This window comes from Helicovermis profundi (assembly GCF_033097505.1).
Lineage (GTDB): Bacteria > Bacillota > Clostridia > Peptostreptococcales > Acidaminobacteraceae > Helicovermis > Helicovermis profundi.
In genome coordinates this window covers 1,849,648-1,869,542 of the sequence record NZ_AP028654.1, presented here as the reverse complement: position 1 = coordinate 1,869,542, position 19,895 = coordinate 1,849,648, and the positions used below count along the sequence as shown (strand labels likewise).

Sequence of the window (19,895 nt, the reverse complement as noted above, 5' to 3'; positions counted from 1 at the left end):
TTCGGTGTCGTGTGTATAGTTGGTGGAAATCCAACCTAGTAAGATTTAGCAAATCGCTAGTATCTAGTCTTGGAGCCGAAGTCGCGAGATAAGGTTTAAGCGTAGACAAGAAACTATTCGAGCCGTAATGCGAAAGCGTGAAGTGATTGAGCCTCGTTAGATTATAGAAAGTGGAAGCTGATATTGTCACCTCGATAGTAAGCAAAATAAGTTGTTCGTAAAATGCGAGAATAACTTAAGTCCACCGGGGTCCTAGAGCATGGCGAGTCTAAGAGTGTTACACACTGCATACCTGTGAGATCTTATATGTTCTCTAATGTTTTTTTTTTCAAAGGAGTATCTAGTACACAAGGATCATTTAATCTAAGGTATTGGAAAAGATATATAAGAAGTCGGATTAGTTCATAGTACTAATGAAACCCGTAACGAAGGTGGAGGGAAGGGACTAACATATAAATCGTTTTGTTAGATGAAACATCAATTACACTAGAGGTAAAGAAAAGATGGAAAATGAGTTTAGTGGAATAGCAAAATTAACAAGAAAGCATAAAAAGGTTCAAACTTTAATGCACTACGTTAATGAAAAGACTATTAAGGAAGAACATAATAGGCAAATCAAAGGGAAGACAGCAGGTATTGATGGCATAACAAAAGAAAGTTATGATGCAAATTTAGATGATAATGTGAGTAATCTAATTAGTAGAATGAAAAGATTTAGTTATAAGCCAAAAGCAGTTAGAAGAACCTATATTCCAAAAGATGCAAGTGATAAAATGCGTCCATTGGGTATACCTTCGTATGAGGATAAACTTGTCCAAGGTTCAATGAGAAATATATTAGATGAAATATATGAAAATAAGTTTTACAATTTCTCATATGGTTTCAGAAAAGGCCGAAATGCTCATCAAGCAATAAAGAAAGTTAATGAAATAATAATGAGAAAGAAAATTAATTTCATTGTAGATGCGGATATTAAGGGCTTCTTTGATAATGTAGACCATAAGTGGTTAATAAAGTTTCTCGAACATGATATTGAAGATAAAAATTTTATTAGATATATCAAAAGATTCCTAAAAGCAGGAATAATTGAGGAAATGAATTACTATGAAAGTGATAAAGGTACACCTCAAGGAGGAATAATATCGCCAGTACTTGCAAATGTTTACTTGCATTATGTACTTGATATTTGGTTTGAAAAAGTTGTAAAATCAAAACTTAAAGGTGACGCTTATATCGTAAGATATGCAGACGACTTTGTGTGTTTCTTTCAGTATGAAAATGAAGCAAATAAATTCTATCAATCGTTAATAAAGCGATTAAATAAATTTGGATTGGAATTATCAGAAGATAAAAGTAAGATAATAAAATTTGGTAGATTCGCTAGAGATAATAGTTTGGATGGTAAAACTGAAAGCTTCGATTTTCTTGGTTTCACACATATTAATGGTAAAACGCTTACCGGTAGATATAGAGTGATGCATAAAACAAGTATGAAGAAATTAAAAGTTAAGAAGGCAAATGTTAAAAATTGGTTGAAAGTAAATATGCATATAGGAATACCTGAACTTATTAAGAAAATAAATAAGAAATTAATTGGTCACTATGCATATTATGGTATATCTGGAAACTATAGAAGCCTTGTTAACTTTCGAAGGTTCATACTAGAAGCGTTTTATAAAGTTTTAACAAGACGTAGTCAAAGAAGTTATTTGAATGTTAAACGTTATAGATTATTATTGGAGCATTTTCCAATAAAAGAACCTAAAATTTATGTGGATATATGGTAATTTTGTAAGAATTATATGAAGAGCCTAATGCCTTAATAGGGCACGTTGGGTTCTGTGAGGGGCAAATAGACTACCCTTGCTAAATAAGGAGGTGGAGTCGAGAGTTGTCTACTCGACGTCGTATGTTTGTTGGCAGAAAAAAAGAGCTAGAATTTCTTCAGGAAAAATATACTAGCAAAAAAGCTGAGTTTATTGTATTATACGGTCGTAGAAGAATTGGTAAAACAGCTCTTATCAGGGAATTTGTAAAAGATAAAAATCATATTTTTTATTCAGCTGTTCAGATAACTGATAATGTACAGTTAAATAAAATGTCTAATATAGTTATTAATCACTATAATGCACAAATTTATAATACACAATTTTCTGATTGGGAAGCTTTGTTTAGATTTATTTCAGATCAAACCATATATAATAAGAAAATGGTAATAGTAATGGATGAATTTCCATATATGGTTCAAAATAATAAGAGCATTCCATCTGTTTTGCAAAATCATTGGGATCATTATTTTAGTAAATTAAACATTATGATAATAATATGTGGTTCTTCAATGAGTTTTATGGAAAAAGAGATACTTAGTGAGAAAAATCCTTTGTATGGTAGAACAACAGGTATTTATAAAGTGAGAGAGCTAGACTTTGAATCATCAAGAGCTTTTATGGGCAAAGGAAATCTAAAGGAACATTTAAATTATTATAGTGTATTTAGTGGAGTTCCGTATTATTTAAGTTTAATTAATCCTAAAGATACATTTGAAATAAATTTGAAGAAAAACATTTTAAGTAATGGTTCAGTTCTTTTTAATGAAATTGAGTTTTTGTTAAAACAAGAATTAAGAGAAGTTTCTAATTATAATGCAATTATTGAATCAATAGCACTTGGAGATTCCAAATTAAATGATATTTATCAAAAAACAAAAATAGAAAAGACTAAACTACCATTTTATATAAACAGCCTAATAGATTTAGGGATAATAAAAAAAGAATATTCGGCAACAATTAAAATAAAAGAGCAAGTTAAAAAAAGATCAGGAATTTACAAAATTGATAATGGCTATTTTAGATTTCATTATTCCTTTGTATATCCATATTTATCTGAATTATTGGAAGGCTCAGAAGATATTATTATTGAAGATGTTATTCGAGAGCGGATGCTAATGTTTGTATCAAATGAATTTGAAAAAATATCTATAGAATATGTTAGAAAAATGGGTATTGAGAAAAAATTACCTATTAGACCTATTAAAATAGGTAAATGGTGGGATAAAAATCAAGAAATTGATATTTTAGCTTTTGATATTAATAATAATTTTATATTTGGCGAATGCAAATGGAGAAATGAAAAAGTTGGGGTTAAAATCCTTAATCAATTAAAATTGAAAAGCGATAAAATTGAAATTACACCTAAAAAATCATATTATATATTATTTTCAAAATCAGGTTTTACTAGTAAACTTATTGAGTGCTCAAAACGGGAAGACAATTTATTTTTAGTGGATTATTCTAAAGATGTCGTCACATTAATTTAAAATAATAAAAGTAGTAGTTAGAATGTATTTAGACAATTTGTAGATTTTAGTGAGGTGGAAAATGTCCGATGTAACAAAGAAAGCTTTAGCTAAATCATTAAAAAAAATAATGTTAAATAAGCCACTTGATAAAATCACAATTAATGATATTACAAGTGAAAGTGGTTTTAATAGAAGAACTTTATATTATCATTTTCAGGATATTTACGATTTATTGGAATGGACTTTAAAAACGGAAATTTCAGATATTTTAGGAAAAAATAAAACTTATAATACTTGGCAAAAGGGATTTTTAGAATTATTAAATTATTTAAATGATAATAAAAAAATAATTTTAAATATTTATGCAACGATTAATAGGGATTATATAGAAAGTCATCTTATTTCAGATGTAACAGTACTTATTTTAAACGTGATTAATGAAGTAAGTTCAAATCTGGAAGTGTCCGATATAAGCAAAAATAAAATTGCTAAATTTTATGAAATTGCTCTTGTAGGTATTATACTCGATTGGATAAAAAATAAAATGGAAACAGATCCAAAGGTTATAGTTGAAGATTTAGATATTATTTTAGATGGTGATATTTATAATGCATTATGTAAGTATAAAGAAAATGAAGGCTAAATAGCCTTCATTTTAATTTAGTTACAATACATTTAAATGAATTATATTAAACCTTCCATAGTTGTATCTTTTAAGAGTTTTTTAATTATACCCTCAGCAGGGAAAGGTCTACCAGAATTCATTACTTTTCCAGCAGTAGCAAGAGATCTAATATCGAATTTACTAGCATATATTTCTGGAACTTCTTTTTCTAAATTTAGTAGTCCATAAACACCCATCATTGCAGATCTAACAGAATATTCAACAGTAAAGACACAGTCGTCTTCAACTTCAGCAAATTGGCCTAAGAAAGCTAAGTTTTTACTTGCAGTTGGAATTACTTCAGGTCTATCACCTTTTACTCTAGGCATGAATTGACTAGTTACATAAGGCATCATAACAGGTTTTACAATTGCACTATCTATTATTTCATCCATAAGACTTTCATCTACATTTAAATGATAAAGAAGCTCTTTTAATAATTCTCGTCCTGTACAATCACTCATTTTCTTTTTAATGTAATTGCCCTCATTATCAATAAACAATCCATATGCCCAAAGAACTAATACATCATCAGGTTGATTTTCAAAATGCGGTTGTCTGCTCATAGTAAAACTCATTAGCCAATTAGAATCTTTAATTGATATAACACTTCCAGTTGCACCTTTACCAGAATATGGATCAATACCAGTTAAATCTTCTAATACTTTAGCAAATTTAGATTTTTTAAAAGTAACAGTGAATGACTCCCATTTGGTTTTATCAATATTACCATGAAAAACTTCAGGTTTTCCAAATGATGGATCTTTTGATGCAATGTTATCCCAAAGGTTCCATACAGCACCGGGTCCTCTAATTAACTCGGGAGCGTTATTATCATCTCCAATTGTTGAATTTTCAGTCATCGAACCATTAGTTACAAACACAAGATCTTTTTTAGAAGTTTTAATAAGATCAACTTTTCCATCTTTTACAATATGAATACCAGTAACAACTTTTTCTGAGTCAGTAATATCAATATCTAAATCAGTTACTAAAGTATTATTAACAAAATTAACTTTATGGTCTTTTAACCATTTAACGAGTGGTTTAACAAAAGAATCGTATTGGTTGTATTCTGAGAATAAAATTCCTTGAAGTTTATTCATACCAGGCATTAAATGGATAAATCTTTGCATATATCTTTTCATTTCTACAACGCTGTGCCAAGTTTCAAATGCAAACATAGTTCTCCAAAATAACCACATATTTGTTTCTAAAAATGTTGGATCAAAAAATTGTTCAACTGTTGCAGCACCAAGATCACATTCTTTAACTAAAAATAATTTAGCAAGTTGCTTAACATGACTTTCAGAAAGTCCTAAAGTTGAAGTATCAGCTTTAATTCCTCTATCGTAAATTACTCTTGCAACAGACTTAGTAGGATCCCACTTATTGATTTCAACAAATTCATCTAAAACAGAACGATCAGGATTTTTTATAGTTGGAATATCGCCAAACATATTCCAAGTACACTCATAATGGTCTTCCATTTCTCTTCCACCACGAATTACATAACCATCTTCAGCATTACCAGAACCGTCAAGAGCACCTCCATTTATATTTTTTCTTTCTAAAATACTAATATTTTCACCTGGCATTTTACCATCGCGTACTAAGAAAAAAGCAGCCGATAATGAGGCAATTCCACTTCCAACTAAGTATGCTTTTTTATCTTCAATTCCTTTAGGTTTTACAGTATTAATATTATTATAACTACCCATAAATAGCATCTCCTTTTATTTGTTTTTAAATAAGTTAATAAAATATTTGATTAATTAAATTATATAATTATTAGCTTAAAAGGAAATACACAATATGGGGGATTTGTGTAGATAGATGATGGCATTGTAAGTGTAATCAACTAATAATTAAAAACAATTCACTTAATTTTAGGTAAAATAATAATCAGGTGCTCTAAAGCTACATTATTGTTATAATTTTGATATATTCTATTTGTAGAAGTTAAGAAACTGGTATGATATAATTGCTATTGTAAAAAAAATATACTAATGACTAAGAGTCTAAAATAAAGGATAAATACATGAAAATTATAGTTCAAAAATACGGAGGAACATCCGTAAAAACAAGTGAAACAAGAGAACTTATTGCAAGAAGAGCAGTAAAACTTAAAAATGAAGGCTTTTATCCAGTGATTGTTGTATCTGCAATTGGTAGAGAGGGTGACCCTTATGCAACTGATACTCTTATAAATCTTGTAAAAAGTTCATATGAAGAGCCATCAAAACGCGACTTAGATCTTATAATGTCGTGTGGTGAAATAATTTCATCAACAATTATGTCAAGCACAATAAGGAAATATGGTGCTTCTTCTGTTGCTCTTACAGGGTTTCAGGCAGGAATTATTACAGATGATAATTTTAGCGATGCAAATGTTATAAGAGTTAATCCTGAAAAAATATTAAAGTATTTAAAAGAAAATAATATAGTTGTAGTAACAGGATTTCAAGGTGTTAGTGAAAATGGAGAAATAACTACCTTAGGTAGGGGTGGAAGTGATAACACTGCTGCAATACTTGGAGCTGCACTTGATGCTGAGTCTATAGAAATATATACAGATGTTGATGGGATAATGACTGCGGATCCAAGAATAGTTTCGAGTGCTAGAGTTCTTGATACTGTAACTTATGATGAAATATATCAGATGGCAATAGATGGTGCAAAAGTAGTAGATCATAAAGCAGTTGAAGTTGCAAAACATAGTAATAAACAGTTAAAAATTAAGAATACCTTTAATGATTCTAAAGGGACTACAATTGGGATTGATAATGAGGGTAAAATGTTTTCAAAAGAAGGTTTGTTTACAGCGGTAACAGCTAAAAGCGATATACTGCAATATACTATTTATATAAGTTCAAGTGATTATAGAAATGAAATGTTACTTAATAAGATGGAAAAAGAAAAAATTTCTATTGATATGATAAATTTCTTTGAAGATGAAAAAGTGTTTACAATTAAAATGGAAAAAGAAAAAGAATTGAATAAGATAATTGAAGAACTTTCTTTAAAATATGAAATAAAATATAATTGCTCAAAAATAGCAGTTATAGGACATAGAATTAATGGAATACCTGGAGTAATGAAAAGGATTGTACTTTCCTTAAGTAGAAATAGCATTGAAATATTACAATCAAGTGATTCAAATACTACAATTTGGTGCTTAATTGATAGTAGTAGAAAAAATGATGCCATAAATGTGCTTCATAATGAATTTAATCTTTAATAAATGAATTTCTTGGATTCGGAGGGAGTTTTTACTCCCACTGAATCTTAGAAAACATAATCCAGGGCCTTTTTAGAGTTCTTTATCCCCCGTTTTTTTAAGAAGTGGGGGTATTAGAACTCTAAGGCATCGGACAAATAGTTCATAGAATATGGTTAGCTGTTACAGCGCGCTATGTTTTATGGGCTTTTTTTACCCTAAATCACCAAACCTATGATATAATACTCTGGATGGGGAGGTTTTTATGAATAAGAAAAATAGCGTAAAAAAAGAAAGTAAAACAAAAAAATCACCTAATGCTAAAAAAAGTAGTAGTGTAAAAAAATCTACTAAATCTAAAAAAGTGAATACTAAAAAAACTAATGGTTCAAAAAAAAGCGAAAAAAAGAGTAACTTTGAATCTAAATTAATTTATGAAGTGAAATTGATTCTTTTGATAGGTTTTACAGTTATCTCTGTATTTAGTTTACACACTTTTGCTATGGGAATTGTTGGTGAAACCATAAAAAAAATATATCTTGGCCTATTTTCTAAAACTGCATATATAGTACCTTATGTTGTATTTTTTATTATATTTTTCATTATAAACAATAACCTTAAAACTGTTAGAAAAAAGTATATATTTTCTATTTTACTTGGATTTTTTAGTATTTTAGCAATATATAGTAATTTAATTTATGATATTTCTATGGAAGGTTATAAACTTACTAATATTAAAGTTTTATCTATAGATGGAGTGATTACTGCATTTAACTACGGCGTAATTGGTACGTCGTCTGGTTCTATAGGTACGCTTTTATCCTATGCATTAGTTGGATTGTTTGGAAAAATTGGAACTTATGTTGTTTCCCTTATTCTTTTATTTATTGCAATTGTAATCGGCACCAAAATTTCAATTGTAGATATCTTTAATTCACAAAAGAAATTTGCAACGAATGTAGTTACAAATGCTAATAGACAATACAAAGAGAAGAAAGCTGTATCAAAAGAAAACATTAAACAAAATATAGAAGAGATAAAGCAGAAAAAAACTGAAAAATTTAGCGACTTTGATAGCAATAATTATGTTCTTGATAAAAATATAGAAAAAACTTCTACTAGTGTAAGTTTACCCAGTAATGCTGTAAATACTTCGTCAGAAGAAAGTATGAGTATTAAAATCAATGCATTTGATGACGAAGTAAAATCAAATGTTGTGAGTGAGCCAAGTACAGCTAGTAGTATTAATAATAATGAAATGAATAAGTCCGGTGAAACTCAAAACGTTCAAGTAAAAACAAATAAAGAGATAAAAAAAGAAAATTCAAAAATTAGTAAAAAAGAAGTTAAGAAAATTGAAAATGATCTAGAAAAAGCATCACATATGGAGTATGAAAATTATATTATTCCAAGTGTAAAAATGCTTAGTAATAGTAAAGTTACAGGAACATCAAATAAAAAAGAAATTTTAGATATTGCAAGGAAACTTGAATCAATTTTAGCTAGCTTTAAAGTTGAAGCAAAAGTTGTTCAAATTAGTAAGGGGCCAGCTATTACAATGTTTGAACTTCAACCAAGCCCTGGTGTTAAGGTTAGTAAAATAGTTAATCTTTCAGATGATATAGCTCTTGGACTTGCAGCTCAGCAAATTAGAATTATCGCTCCAATTCCAGGAAAAGCAGCAGTAGGAATTGAAATTCCAAATAAAAATACTTCGCTTGTAACTTTAAAAGATGTCCTTGATACTAAAGAGTTTAGGGATAGTAAATCGAAATTAAGCTTTGCACTTGGAAAAGATATTTCAGGTAACTCTATAGTAAGTGATCTATCTAAAATGCCACATTTACTTATTGCAGGCGCTACAGGTTCTGGTAAAAGTGTATGTGTTAATACCTTAATTGCATCAATTCTTTTTAATGCAAGGCCTGATGAAGTAAAGCTCCTTATGATAGATCCTAAAGTTGTTGAGCTTAATAATTATAATGGTATACCTCATTTGATACTTCCTGTAGTGACTGATCCTAAAAAAGCATCTATTGCATTAAATTGGGCTGTTCAGGAAATGACAAATAGATATAATACTTTTGCTGAAACTTCTGTTCGTGATATTAATTCATACAATAAAAAAGCTGAGAAAAATGATCTTGAAAAAATGCCTAAAATAGTTGTTATTATAGATGAACTAGCCGACCTTATGATGGTGGCGCCAAACCAAGTTGAAGACGCGATATGTAGATTGGCACAGATGGCTAGAGCTGCTGGTATTCATTTAATTGTTGCAACTCAAAGACCATCAGTTGATGTAATTACTGGTTTAATTAAGGCAAATATTCCGTCAAGAATCGCATTTTCAGTTAGTTCCCAAATTGACTCAAGAACAATTCTTGATATGGGTGGTGCAGAAAAACTTCTTGGTAAAGGAGACATGTTATTTTCACCAGTTGGATTATCTAAACCTATGAGAGTTCAGGGTGCCTTTGTTTCCGATGAAGAAGTTGAAAATTTAGTTGCATTTGTTAAAGGACAATCTGGTCAAGTTAATTATGATGAAGGAATTTTAGAAAACACTTCAAGCACTTTGTTTATTGATAATAATGATGATGAATATTTAAGACCCTCAATAGAGCATGTAATTAATTCTAAGCAGGCTTCAGTTTCAATGCTTCAAAGAAAGTTTAGAATAGGATATAATAGGGCAGCTAGAATTGTTGATGAAATGGAAGAAAGGGGTATTGTAGGTCCAAGTGCTGGAAGTAAACCAAGAGAAGTATTAGTTGGACCAAGTTTTTTAGAAGAGGATTCAAGCGGAGAAAATCTTAACACTACTAGCGAAAATCTGTGATGTATTTGATCGATAGTAAATCAATAAAATAATAAATACTTATATAAAAGAAAGGAAAATTATGAATTTAAAAATATATTTTGAAACACTTGGCTGTGCTAAAAACCAAGTAGACTCTGAGATGATGATTGGTATAATGAGCAAAAATAATTATAATATTGAACTTGATCCATCAAAAGCTGATATTATTGTTGTAAACACTTGTGGTTTTATTGGAGATGCAAAAGAAGAATCAATTAATACGATTATAGAGCTATTAGAACATAAAAAAAATGGTATATGTAAAGTTTTTGTAGCCGCGGGTTGTTTGGTTGAAAGATATGCGGATGAACTTGAAAAAGAACTTCCAGAAGTTGATGCATTTATTGGAACAACAAAATTTGTAAATATTTATTATATTATTGATGAAATTTTAAGTAATAAAGAAATTAATAGCAAAAGAATTACTGCAACTGGAGATATAGACGATGATATTGATGAAAATATTCCAAGAATACTTTTGTCTCCCAATTATTATGCGTTTTTAAAAGTCTCAGAGGGTTGTGATAACCTTTGTACCTATTGTATTATTCCCAAATTAAGAGGTAAATATAGAAGTAGAAAAATGGAAGATATAGTTCTTGAAGCAAAAGATTTAGTTAGTGGTGGAGTTAAAGAATTAATTATAATAGCACAGGACACTACAAGATATGGAATTGATTTGTATGGTAAATATAAGCTTTCTGCTCTTTTAAAAGAACTTAATAAAATTGAAGGTTTAAAATGGATTAGACTGCAATATTGTTATCCAGATGTAATTGATGATGAATTAATTGATGCAATAGCGACTCTTGATAAGGTTGTTAAATATATTGATATACCAATTCAGCATGCATCTAATTCTGTGTTAAAAAGAATGAATAGAAATACTTCTAAAGAGCAGCTTTACAGTGTTATAAATAAACTTAGAGAAAAAGTTAGTGATATTGTTATTAGAACGACTTTATTAGTTGGTTTTCCTGGTGAAACTGATGAGGAATTTAATGAACTTAAAGAATTTATTTCAGATGTAAAACTTGATAAAGTTGGAGTGTTTGCCTATTCACTTGAAGAGGACACAGCTGCAGCTAAAATGAAAAACCAAGTAGATGAAGAAATTCGTGAAAATAGAAAAAATGAACTTCTTGCTATTCAAGTACAAATTTCATCAGATAATCTTAATAAATTTTTTGGACGAGAAATAGAAGTAATTGTAGAAGAAAAAGTGCCTAAAGAGAACGTATACCTATGTAGAAGTTCATATGATGCACCGGAAGTAGATGGAATCGTATATGTTAATACTGAAAAAGAACTTGAAACAGGCGAATTTATATCAGTAAAAATAATTGATTCTATGGAATATGATTTGATAGGAGAGTTTTGATATGAATTTACCTAATAAAATTACACTTAGCAGAATATTATTAGTACCTGTATTTTTGTATTTTTTACTTAATAATTTTAGTGTAGATTCACCAAATTATGTGGCGCTTATTATATTTATTCTTGCATCAATAACTGATTTTTTAGATGGGTATTTGGCGAGAAAATTAAATTTAGTATCGAAACTTGGTAAATTTATGGATCCACTTGCAGATAAATTATTAGTTGCTGCGGCTTTAATCGGTTTTGTACAAACGGACCAAATAAGTTCGTATTTCGTATTTATAATTATTTCAAGAGAATTAATTATTAGTGTTTTTAGAGCAGTTGCAGCAAGTGAAGGTGTCGTTATATCTGCAAGTATATGGGGCAAAATTAAAACTAATACTCAAATACTAGCTATAATTATGCTTTTATTAAATAATGCACCATTTAATGGATTAAATATTAGAATTGATATGATTACTTTATATATTGCAACTATTGCAACTGTAATTTCTGGTATCGATTATATTTATAAAAATAGAAATGTTTTAAATTAATGGAGATGATAATGTGAAGGCAGCTATACTTACAATAGGAACTGAACTATTAATGGGTATGACATTAAACACTAATAGTGAGTATCTATCTAGAAAATTAAATGAACTTGGTATTAGCGTTATGTACCATTCTACTGTAGGGGATAATGAAGACAGGATAATTGAGGATATTAATAGACTTTACGAAAAAGTTGATTTAATAGTTACATCTGGTGGACTTGGGCCGACAAAGGATGATATTACTAAAGAAGTTATTGCAAATGCATTAGGACTTGATTTAGTACTTAATGAAGAAGTTAAGCTTGGTTTAATCGAAAGGTTTAAAAAATACGGAAGAAATATTACTGAGAATAATTTTAGACAGGCATATTTCCCTAAAGATTCTATTATTTTAGATAACGATTTTGGTACAGCGCCAGGGTGTATAGTTAAAAAAGGTAAAAAGATGGCTCTTTTACTTCCTGGACCGCCTAGAGAAGTAAATCCAATGTTTGAAAATTACGCTTCTAAAGAACTTCAAAAGATGAATAAAAATATAATTACTTCAAAATTTATTAAAGTATTTGGTATGGGTGAATCAAAAGTTGAAGATAAAATTATGGATATAGTTGAAAATCAAAGCAACCCAACTATTGCCACATATGTTAAAAGTGGAGAAGTGCTTATTAGAGTTACTTCGAGTAGTGAAAATGAAGAAGAAAACTATAAGTTGATTAATCCTATAGTTGATGAAATTACAAGTAGAATAGGTGAATATATTTTTAATTATGAAGATATGTCACTCCCTGAAACAACTATAAATCTTCTTTTAGAAAAGAAATTTACAATATCTACAGCAGAGTCATGCACAGGTGGGCTTATTGCAAAATTAATTACAGATTTTTCTGGCGTATCTGATATTTATAAATGTTCTTTAATTACTTATGCAAATGAAGCAAAAGTTAAAGAATTAAATGTAAGCGAACAATCTTTAGATGAATTTGGAGCTGTTAGTGAAGAAGTTTGTCTAGAAATGCTAGATGGACTCTATGAAAAAACAAAATCTGATATATGTATCACTGTTACAGGAATTGCAGGTCCAAATGGTGGAAGTGAAGAAAAGCCTGTTGGACTTGTATATATCGGTATAAAATATTTTGATAATACCTTTATATTTAAAAAGAACTTTAGAGGTGGTAGAGAAAGAATTAGGATGAATACTGCTTTATTTGCATTTAATGAAATTAGGAAAATAGTGACGACTTAATGTGTAATAGATTCTAAATTTTAAGTTTTACATGGCTTAAAATTTAGAATTTTATTTTATTGTAGAAGAACGAATTGTAAAAATATGTATTTTGTGTTAAAATAAAAATAGAAGTTATGCGGAGAAAAGTTAAAATTGTTAAATTTATTGGATGAAATAATTATTTTAAAATTTTTTTAATGATTAATGCTTGTAAAGGGTATATAAGCAGTGCAGCCTATCAAAACTTCGTTTTGCTTGGCCGCGGGCTTTTAGCCCTATGATTAATTGGATTAAATAATTATTTTAAAAATTTTCTTAATGATTAATGCTTGTAAAGGGTATATAAGCAGTACGGAACGTTTAACTTTGTTAAACTCACCGCTCTCTTTTAGCCCTATGATTAATTGGATTAAATAATTATTTTAAAATTTATTAATGATTAATTATTTGTAAAAGGTATATAAGCAGTGCAGCCTATCAAAACTTCGTTTTGCTTAGCCGCGGGCTTTTAGCCCTATGATTAATTGGATTAAATAATTATTTTAAAAATTTTCTTAATGATTAATGCTTGTAAAGGGTATATAAGCAGTACGGAACGTTTAACTTTGTTAAACTCACCGCTCTCTTTTAGCCCTATGATTAATTGGATTAAATAATTATTTTAAAATTTATTAATGATTAATTATTTGTAAAAGGTATATAAGCAGTGCAGCCTATCAAAACTTCGTTTTGCTTAGCCGCGGGCTTTTAGCCCTATGATTAATTGGATTAAATAATTATTTTAAAAATTTTCTTAATGATTAATGCTTGTAAAGGGTATATAAGCAGTACGGAACGTTTAACTTTGTTAAACTCACCGCTCTCTTTGCCCTATGATTAATTGAGTGGAATAATTATTTGTTAAGGTTATATAAGCAGTGCAGCCTATCAAAACTTCGTTTTGCTTGGCCGCGGGCTTTTAGCCCTATGATTAATTGAAATAAAATAATATTTAAAACTTAGGAGCTTGTTTTAAATATTATTTTATTTCAATTAATCGCACTGCTTTTTTTGTTCACGAGTCTTGACATACTGGTTTTTTTCGATATAATATACTTAACAGAACATTTGTTCTAATTTTAAAGGGTTGGTGAAATTTTAATGGCAAAAGTAAATGATAATAGAAAAAAAGCACTTGATACTGTACTAGGTCAGATAGAAAAGCAATTTGGTAAGGGTTCAATTATGGTATTAGGTGATGAGGGTTCAAGGTTAAATGTTGAAAGTATTCCAACGGGTTCTTTGGATTTAGATATAGCGCTTGGTATAGGCGGAATTCCTAAAGGTAGAGTTATAGAGATATATGGTCCTGAGTCTTCAGGTAAAACTACGGTTTCTCTTCATGCTCTAGCAGAAGCACAAAAGCAAGGCGGTGTAGCGGCATTTATTGATGCTGAGCATGCTCTTGATCCTGTTTATGCTAAAAATATTGGTGTTGATACAGATAATTTAATTCTATCTCAACCAGATACTGGTGAACAAGCTCTTGAGATTGTCGATGCATTAGTTAGGTCTGGTGCTGTTGATATTATAGTTGTAGATTCAGTTGCAGCTCTTGTTCCAAAAGCTGAGATTACTGGTGAGATGGGTGATAGTCATATGGGTCTTCAAGCAAGACTTATGTCACAAGCTCTTAGAAAACTTACTGGTGCTATTAAAAAGTCAAATACAAGTGTTATTTTTATCAATCAGTTAAGAATGAAAATTGGAGTTATGTTTGGTAACCCTGAAACTACTACTGGTGGTAATGCACTTAAATTCTATGCAAGTGTTAGGCTTGATGTAAGAAAGATTGATACACTAAAAAAAGATGGAGAAATTATTGGTAATAGAACTAAAGTAAAAGTTGTTAAAAATAAAGTGGCTCCTCCATTTAAAATTGCTGAATTTGATATTATGTATGGTAAGGGTATTTCTAAAGAAGGAAGTATTTTAGATTGTGCTGTTAAAGCTGATATTGTTAATAAATCTGGTTCTTGGTTCAGCTATAAAGATGAAAAACTTGGTCAAGGTAGAGATAACTCAAAAAATTACTTGCTTGAGAATTTAGATATTTTAAATGAAATTGAAGAAAGAGTAAGAATTCATTATAATTTGATTGAGACTGTAGATGCTCCGAATCAAGAAACTGGAGAAATTTAGGAAGATCATATAGTGAAAAACTGTATAAATGTTAACTGCATAATAGTATAGAAAACAAAAAATAAACTGCAAAAGTCTAAGTAACGAGGCTTTTAGCAGTTTGTTTTTTTGAAAATATTTTAGTTTTTAGTTTACTATAAAATTTTTAAATTCTTCACTTAGTGGTGATAAAGATCGTTTTTTATGAAAAACAAAATAAAAATATCTAACGATGTCAATATCCTTAATTTTAATTTCTTTTACAAGATTAAGTTTTACTTCATTAATTATTGCTTTTTTAGACATAAAGCTTATTCCAAAGCCACTCTCGACCATTTTTTTTATTGTTTCATTATCTTCAATTGTAGCAATAACATTTAATTTACTTATATCAATTCTTGCATTTTTAAGGGCAGTTTCAACAGTTTTTCTTGTGCCAGAACCAATTTCTCTAAAAATTATAGGATACATTAGTACATTTTCGATTGACAACTCTTTAACGTTTTTAAATGTTGAATTATTAGGAGCTATTAAAACGATTTCATCTTCTAGTATATTGATATATTCTAAGTTTTTATTGTTTTCCATGGCTCCTACAAGTCCGAAATCAATTTCCCCAAGTAGTATTTTATCTATAACTTGTTTTGTGTCATTTCTAAGGAGCGTGTATTTTACATCGGGATATTTGCTACTAAATTTCTTAATAACTGTGCTTAAAAAATATTGTTCTGGTATAGTACTAGAAGAAATCTCGAGTTTACCTTCAAGTTTGCCTTTATATTCGTTAAGCGCAAAAAAGGTTTGTTCTTTTTTATTTAATAAATTTATTGCATTTTCAAAAAGTATTTCTCCTGCTTTTGTTAATGTAACTTTCTTGTTTGATCTATTTAATAATACTGTATCGAGTTCTTTTTCAAGTATATGAATATGGTTGCTAATTGTAGGTTGTGTTAAAAATAATTTTTCAGCAGCCTTAGAAAAACTATTTAATTTAGCTATTGTCACAAAACTTTCTAATTGTTTAAAATCCATTTTTCACCTCTATAATTTAGAATAATTCACTTACATTCATGTACATTATAACAGATTTTATAATATTTTTTTAATATATTGTATGCATTTGTATGTTAAAATATATGTATAGATAGATTTGCTTTAGAAGTAGTTATTATTAATAATAAAATTTTAAGTTTTTGAAAGCTAATTAATTCTTATAGGAGTAATATATGAATAAAGGAAAATTATATTCTTTACTAAAACAAAATGAAGGACCAAAACTTGATTTTAAAGAAGAAGTTGATATTACATGTGAATCAGGTAAAAAAGAAATGGCAAAAGATATTATTGCGATTGCAAACAGCCAAGGCGGAAGAGGATATATAATAATTGGTGTTGTAGATAAGACAAAAGTTATTAAAGGAATTGGTGATAAAGAGTATAGGGAAGAATCTATTCAGCAATTACTCAGTTTAAGATGTGACCCTCCACTTGTTGTAAGAGTAGAAAAAGTTAAGGTTGAAAAAAAAGAAGTTTGCGTAATTATTATATTTAGGAGTTTTCAAAAACCGCATCAAATGCGTCAAACAGGCGCGTTCTATCTTAGACGGGGTTCAACTACAGATGTTGCTAGAAGAGATGAAATTGCGAGTATGCTTCAATATAATGGCATTATAAACAATGAAAAGACACCATTATTTAATATGAGCTTAGATGTATATGATAAAGATTTGATTGATAGCTATTTGAGAAAAATAAATTTAATTAATCAAGTAGATAATTATTCTCTTCTGAATAATCTTGGCATTTTTCATTATGATAAAGATAGTGATTCTTTTGTTCCTACTCTTGGCGGAGTACTTATGTTTTGTAAGAATCCACAACTTTTTTTGCCCTATACTGGTATAAGAATTGTAAATCGATTTTCAAAAGATAAAAAGGTTGTGTTTGTTAAAGGAAATATTTTTGATATGATTGATAAAGTGGTTAACTATTTTATGAATTTAGATATTAATTATCCTGTTGATGCTGTAAAAGAAGCGGTTATTAATGCTTTAATACATAGGGATTATTTTGATATATCCAGAGAAATACTTATAAATGTTGGAAAGCGAAAAATTGTTGTAAGTAATCCAGGTAGTACATTTGGGAAAGAAAGGGTTAATAATTTAATACATAATTCGAATCCTAGAAGACGAAATAACTGGTTGTATAATGTTTTTTTAATAGTAGATAGTGGCAAAAATCTTGATAGAGGATTATTTTTTATAAAATCAAGTTTCGAAGAAAGAGTACAATTTATAAATATTAGAAAAACAAATATTTTTAAAGTAGTAATGCCAGGAATGAATAGTTTAAACAAAAACTAAGGTAAAAGCTAAATAAAACAATTGAAATGGAGAGGATGAAATGAGCAGAAATAAAAAAGTGTTTATAGTAGATGATGATCCTAATATATCTGGACTAATCTCACTATATTTATCAAAAGAAGGTTACACTACAACAGAATTTTTATCAGGAAAAGAAATGTTAACAAAGTTTTCTGAAAATATTCCTGATTTAATTTTACTTGATATAATGCTTCCTGAAATGGATGGATATGAAGTATTAAGGGAAATTAGAAAAATAAGCAAAGTTCCCGTTATTATGGTTACTGCAAAAAATGATACATTTGATAAAGTGTTAGGGCTTGAACTTGGGGCAGATGATTATATGGTTAAACCATTTGATCCTAAAGAAATGCTTGCTAGAGTAAAGGCTGTTATAAGAAGATATTCAGATACGACTGATGATTCGAATGTATTAGTTCTTCCGAATTTAATTATTAATATGACTGATTTTAATTTAACTTATTTTGGTAAGAAGATGGAAATTCCACCAAAAGAAATGGAGCTTCTTTATCATCTTGCAAGTCATCCAAATAGAGTTTTTACTAGAGAACAGTTACTTGATCAGATATGGGGTTATGATTATATAGGTGAAACAAGAACAGTAGATGTTCATATTAAAAGATTAAGAGAGAAACTTAGTAACCAAACAGAATGGGAAATAAAAACGGTATGGGGTGTTGGATATAAATTTAGATTAGACAAGTAAGGTGAAATTATGAAAACTATTTTTAAAAAATTATTAATTGTATATTTAGTTGTACTTTTTATAGCGTATATTATTATTAGTGCTGGAGCGAATTCTGTTCTCCAGTACTTCTTTATTAATGAAAAAAAAGCGACCTTATTAAAGCAAGCGGAGTCATTTCAAGAAATGTATTTAGAAGCATGTCAAACAGGTGTTTTAGATGTTGATAAAGTGAGAAGTGAATTAATTTCTTTTCAAAAATATACTAGATCAAGTATATGGCTTATAAAGTCAGATGGAAGATTCTTACTTAACAATGAAAAAAATAGCTTAGTATTTAGTGATTCAGGTATTACTGTAGGTGATCTTAAAAAAGTTTTTGAAAAAAATATAATTACGAAACGTGGTTATATGAATGGTGTAACTGATCAAGTTTTAGTAATTGGTTATCCAATAATTGTTGATAATTCTGCTCATCTTGGTATGTTTATGATGGTACCTATGCCGGAAATATATAAAACTACATCGGCAATTTTTATGATAACAGTTATTGCCCTATCAATTTCTGGACTTATTGCAATTATAATTCTTTTTACAATTACAAGAAGGATTAATAAAGAAATTTCGAGTTTAACAGATGCAGTTAGATATATAGCAAAAGGCAATTTTGATAAAAAAATCAAAGTAAATAGAAACGACGAAATCGGAGAGCTTGCAGAAAGTTTTAATTATATGGCGGATGAACTATGTAAGCAAGAGGCTAAAAAGAAAAAGTTTATTTCAAACTTATCACATGATTTAAGAAGTCCACTTACCTCAATAACAGGATATACAAGAGGAATACTTGATGGAACGATTGAAAGAGATAAGCAAGATAGATATTTAAAAATTGTATTTAACGAAAGTGAAAGATTAACAAAAATGGTAAATGATATGCTTGATCTTTCGGCGATGGAAGGTGGGAATTTAACTTTAAATAAAACAGATTTTGATATTAATTCCATGCTTTTAAATGAACTTGATAAATTTGAAAGTAGAATAATTGAAAAAAAAGTTAAATTAACTTTAAATTTATTTAAAGAATCTATTTTAGCTCACGGTGATGTTGAAAGTATTAGAAGAGTTATTTATAATTTAATGGATAATGCACTTAAATTTATTGATATTGAGGGGAAATTAACTATAAAATCAGAAATTAAAGATGAAAAAATTATTATAGGAATTCAAAATAGTGGTGCGATTATTCCAAAAGAAGATATTAAAAATATATGGACTAGATTTACAAAATTAGATGATTCAAGAGGAATGCAAAGAAAATCTACAGGTCTTGGACTTTCAATTGTTAAAGAAATTATTAAAGCTCATGAAGAGAAAATAGAAGTTTATAGCGACGAAAAAATAGGTGTTATGTTTATATTTTCAGTAGCTACACAAATTTTTAAAAAAAACAATTAGAATTAACATTTTA

The 19,895-nt window shown here is 28.8% G+C and carries 14 protein-coding genes; 12 read left to right on the top strand and 2 right to left on the bottom strand.

The genetic code is table 11. The features are described 5' to 3' along the window. The first annotated feature begins 503 nt into the window (after positions 1 to 503). From ltrA to AACH12_RS08265, 3 genes are all read left to right on the top strand, one after another. Positions 504 to 1,787, top strand: coding sequence for a group II intron reverse transcriptase/maturase (ltrA, locus tag AACH12_RS08275; RefSeq protein WP_338534949.1), 1,284 nt, complete (start codon positions 504 to 506; stop codon positions 1,785 to 1,787). Positions 1,788 to 1,909: 122 nt separating this feature from the next. Then, positions 1,910 to 3,316 (top strand): ATP-binding protein, encoded by a 1,407-nt coding sequence (locus AACH12_RS08270; protein WP_338534948.1) that lies wholly within the window; start codon positions 1,910 to 1,912, stop codon positions 3,314 to 3,316. Positions 3,317 to 3,377: 61 nt separating this feature from the next. Then, positions 3,378 to 3,941: a TetR/AcrR family transcriptional regulator C-terminal domain-containing protein gene (locus AACH12_RS08265; protein WP_338534947.1), complete on the top strand. Its 564-nt coding sequence runs from the start codon at positions 3,378 to 3,380 to the stop codon at positions 3,939 to 3,941. Between the two features lie 41 nt (positions 3,942 to 3,982). On the opposite strand, the gene AACH12_RS08260 is transcribed toward AACH12_RS08265, so the two are convergent. Next, the gene (locus AACH12_RS08260; RefSeq protein ID WP_338534946.1) at positions 3,983 to 5,683 is read right to left on the bottom strand and encodes an oleate hydratase; all 1,701 of its coding nucleotides are present in this window, start codon (positions 5,681 to 5,683) and stop codon (positions 3,983 to 3,985) included. Positions 5,684 to 6,003: 320 nt separating this feature from the next. On the opposite strand from AACH12_RS08260, the gene dapG reads away from it, so the two are divergent. From dapG to recA, 6 genes are all read left to right on the top strand, one after another. Beyond that, positions 6,004 to 7,203 (top strand): aspartate kinase, encoded by a 1,200-nt coding sequence (gene dapG / locus AACH12_RS08255; RefSeq protein WP_338534945.1) that lies wholly within the window; start codon positions 6,004 to 6,006, stop codon positions 7,201 to 7,203. A 244-nt stretch (positions 7,204 to 7,447) separates the two neighbouring features. Next, a complete protein-coding gene (locus AACH12_RS08250; RefSeq protein WP_338534944.1) occupies positions 7,448 to 10,024 on the top strand; it encodes a DNA translocase FtsK in 2,577 nt (858 codons plus the stop codon). 61 nt (positions 10,025 to 10,085) lie between these two features. Next, on the top strand, positions 10,086 to 11,426 hold the full coding sequence (gene rimO / locus AACH12_RS08245; protein WP_338534943.1) for a 30S ribosomal protein S12 methylthiotransferase RimO: 1,341 nt from the start codon (positions 10,086 to 10,088) through the stop codon (positions 11,424 to 11,426). A gap of 1 nt (position 11,427) precedes the next feature. Next, positions 11,428 to 11,967: a CDP-diacylglycerol--glycerol-3-phosphate 3-phosphatidyltransferase gene (gene pgsA, locus AACH12_RS08240; RefSeq protein WP_338534942.1), complete on the top strand. Its 540-nt coding sequence runs from the start codon at positions 11,428 to 11,430 to the stop codon at positions 11,965 to 11,967. Between the two features lie 13 nt (positions 11,968 to 11,980). Beyond that, positions 11,981 to 13,213: a competence/damage-inducible protein A gene (locus AACH12_RS08235; protein ID WP_338534941.1), complete on the top strand. Its 1,233-nt coding sequence runs from the start codon at positions 11,981 to 11,983 to the stop codon at positions 13,211 to 13,213. Positions 13,214 to 14,335: 1,122 nt separating this feature from the next. Then, positions 14,336 to 15,376, top strand: coding sequence for a recombinase RecA (gene recA / locus AACH12_RS08230; RefSeq protein WP_338534940.1), 1,041 nt, complete (start codon positions 14,336 to 14,338; stop codon positions 15,374 to 15,376). A gap of 126 nt (positions 15,377 to 15,502) precedes the next feature. On the opposite strand, the gene AACH12_RS08225 is transcribed toward recA, so the two are convergent. Continuing rightward, entirely contained in the window at positions 15,503 to 16,387 is an 885-nt protein-coding gene (locus AACH12_RS08225) for a selenium metabolism-associated LysR family transcriptional regulator (protein ID WP_338534939.1), read from the bottom strand. A gap of 194 nt (positions 16,388 to 16,581) precedes the next feature. On the opposite strand from AACH12_RS08225, the gene AACH12_RS08220 reads away from it, so the two are divergent. The 3 genes from AACH12_RS08220 to AACH12_RS08210 are packed head-to-tail and all read left to right on the top strand — an operon-like array spanning position 16,582 to position 19,882. Further along, positions 16,582 to 17,721 (top strand): AlbA family DNA-binding domain-containing protein, encoded by a 1,140-nt coding sequence (locus AACH12_RS08220; RefSeq protein WP_338534938.1) that lies wholly within the window; start codon positions 16,582 to 16,584, stop codon positions 17,719 to 17,721. 40 nt (positions 17,722 to 17,761) lie between these two features. Continuing rightward, positions 17,762 to 18,448, top strand: a complete 687-nt coding sequence (locus AACH12_RS08215; protein WP_338534937.1) for a response regulator transcription factor — start codon at positions 17,762 to 17,764, stop codon at positions 18,446 to 18,448. A gap of 9 nt (positions 18,449 to 18,457) precedes the next feature. Next, positions 18,458 to 19,882 carry a sensor histidine kinase gene (locus AACH12_RS08210; protein WP_338534936.1) on the top strand — a complete coding sequence of 475 codons (1,425 nt, stop codon included), beginning with the start codon at positions 18,458 to 18,460 and terminating at the stop codon, positions 19,880 to 19,882. The last annotated feature ends 13 nt before the right edge of the window (positions 19,883 to 19,895 follow it).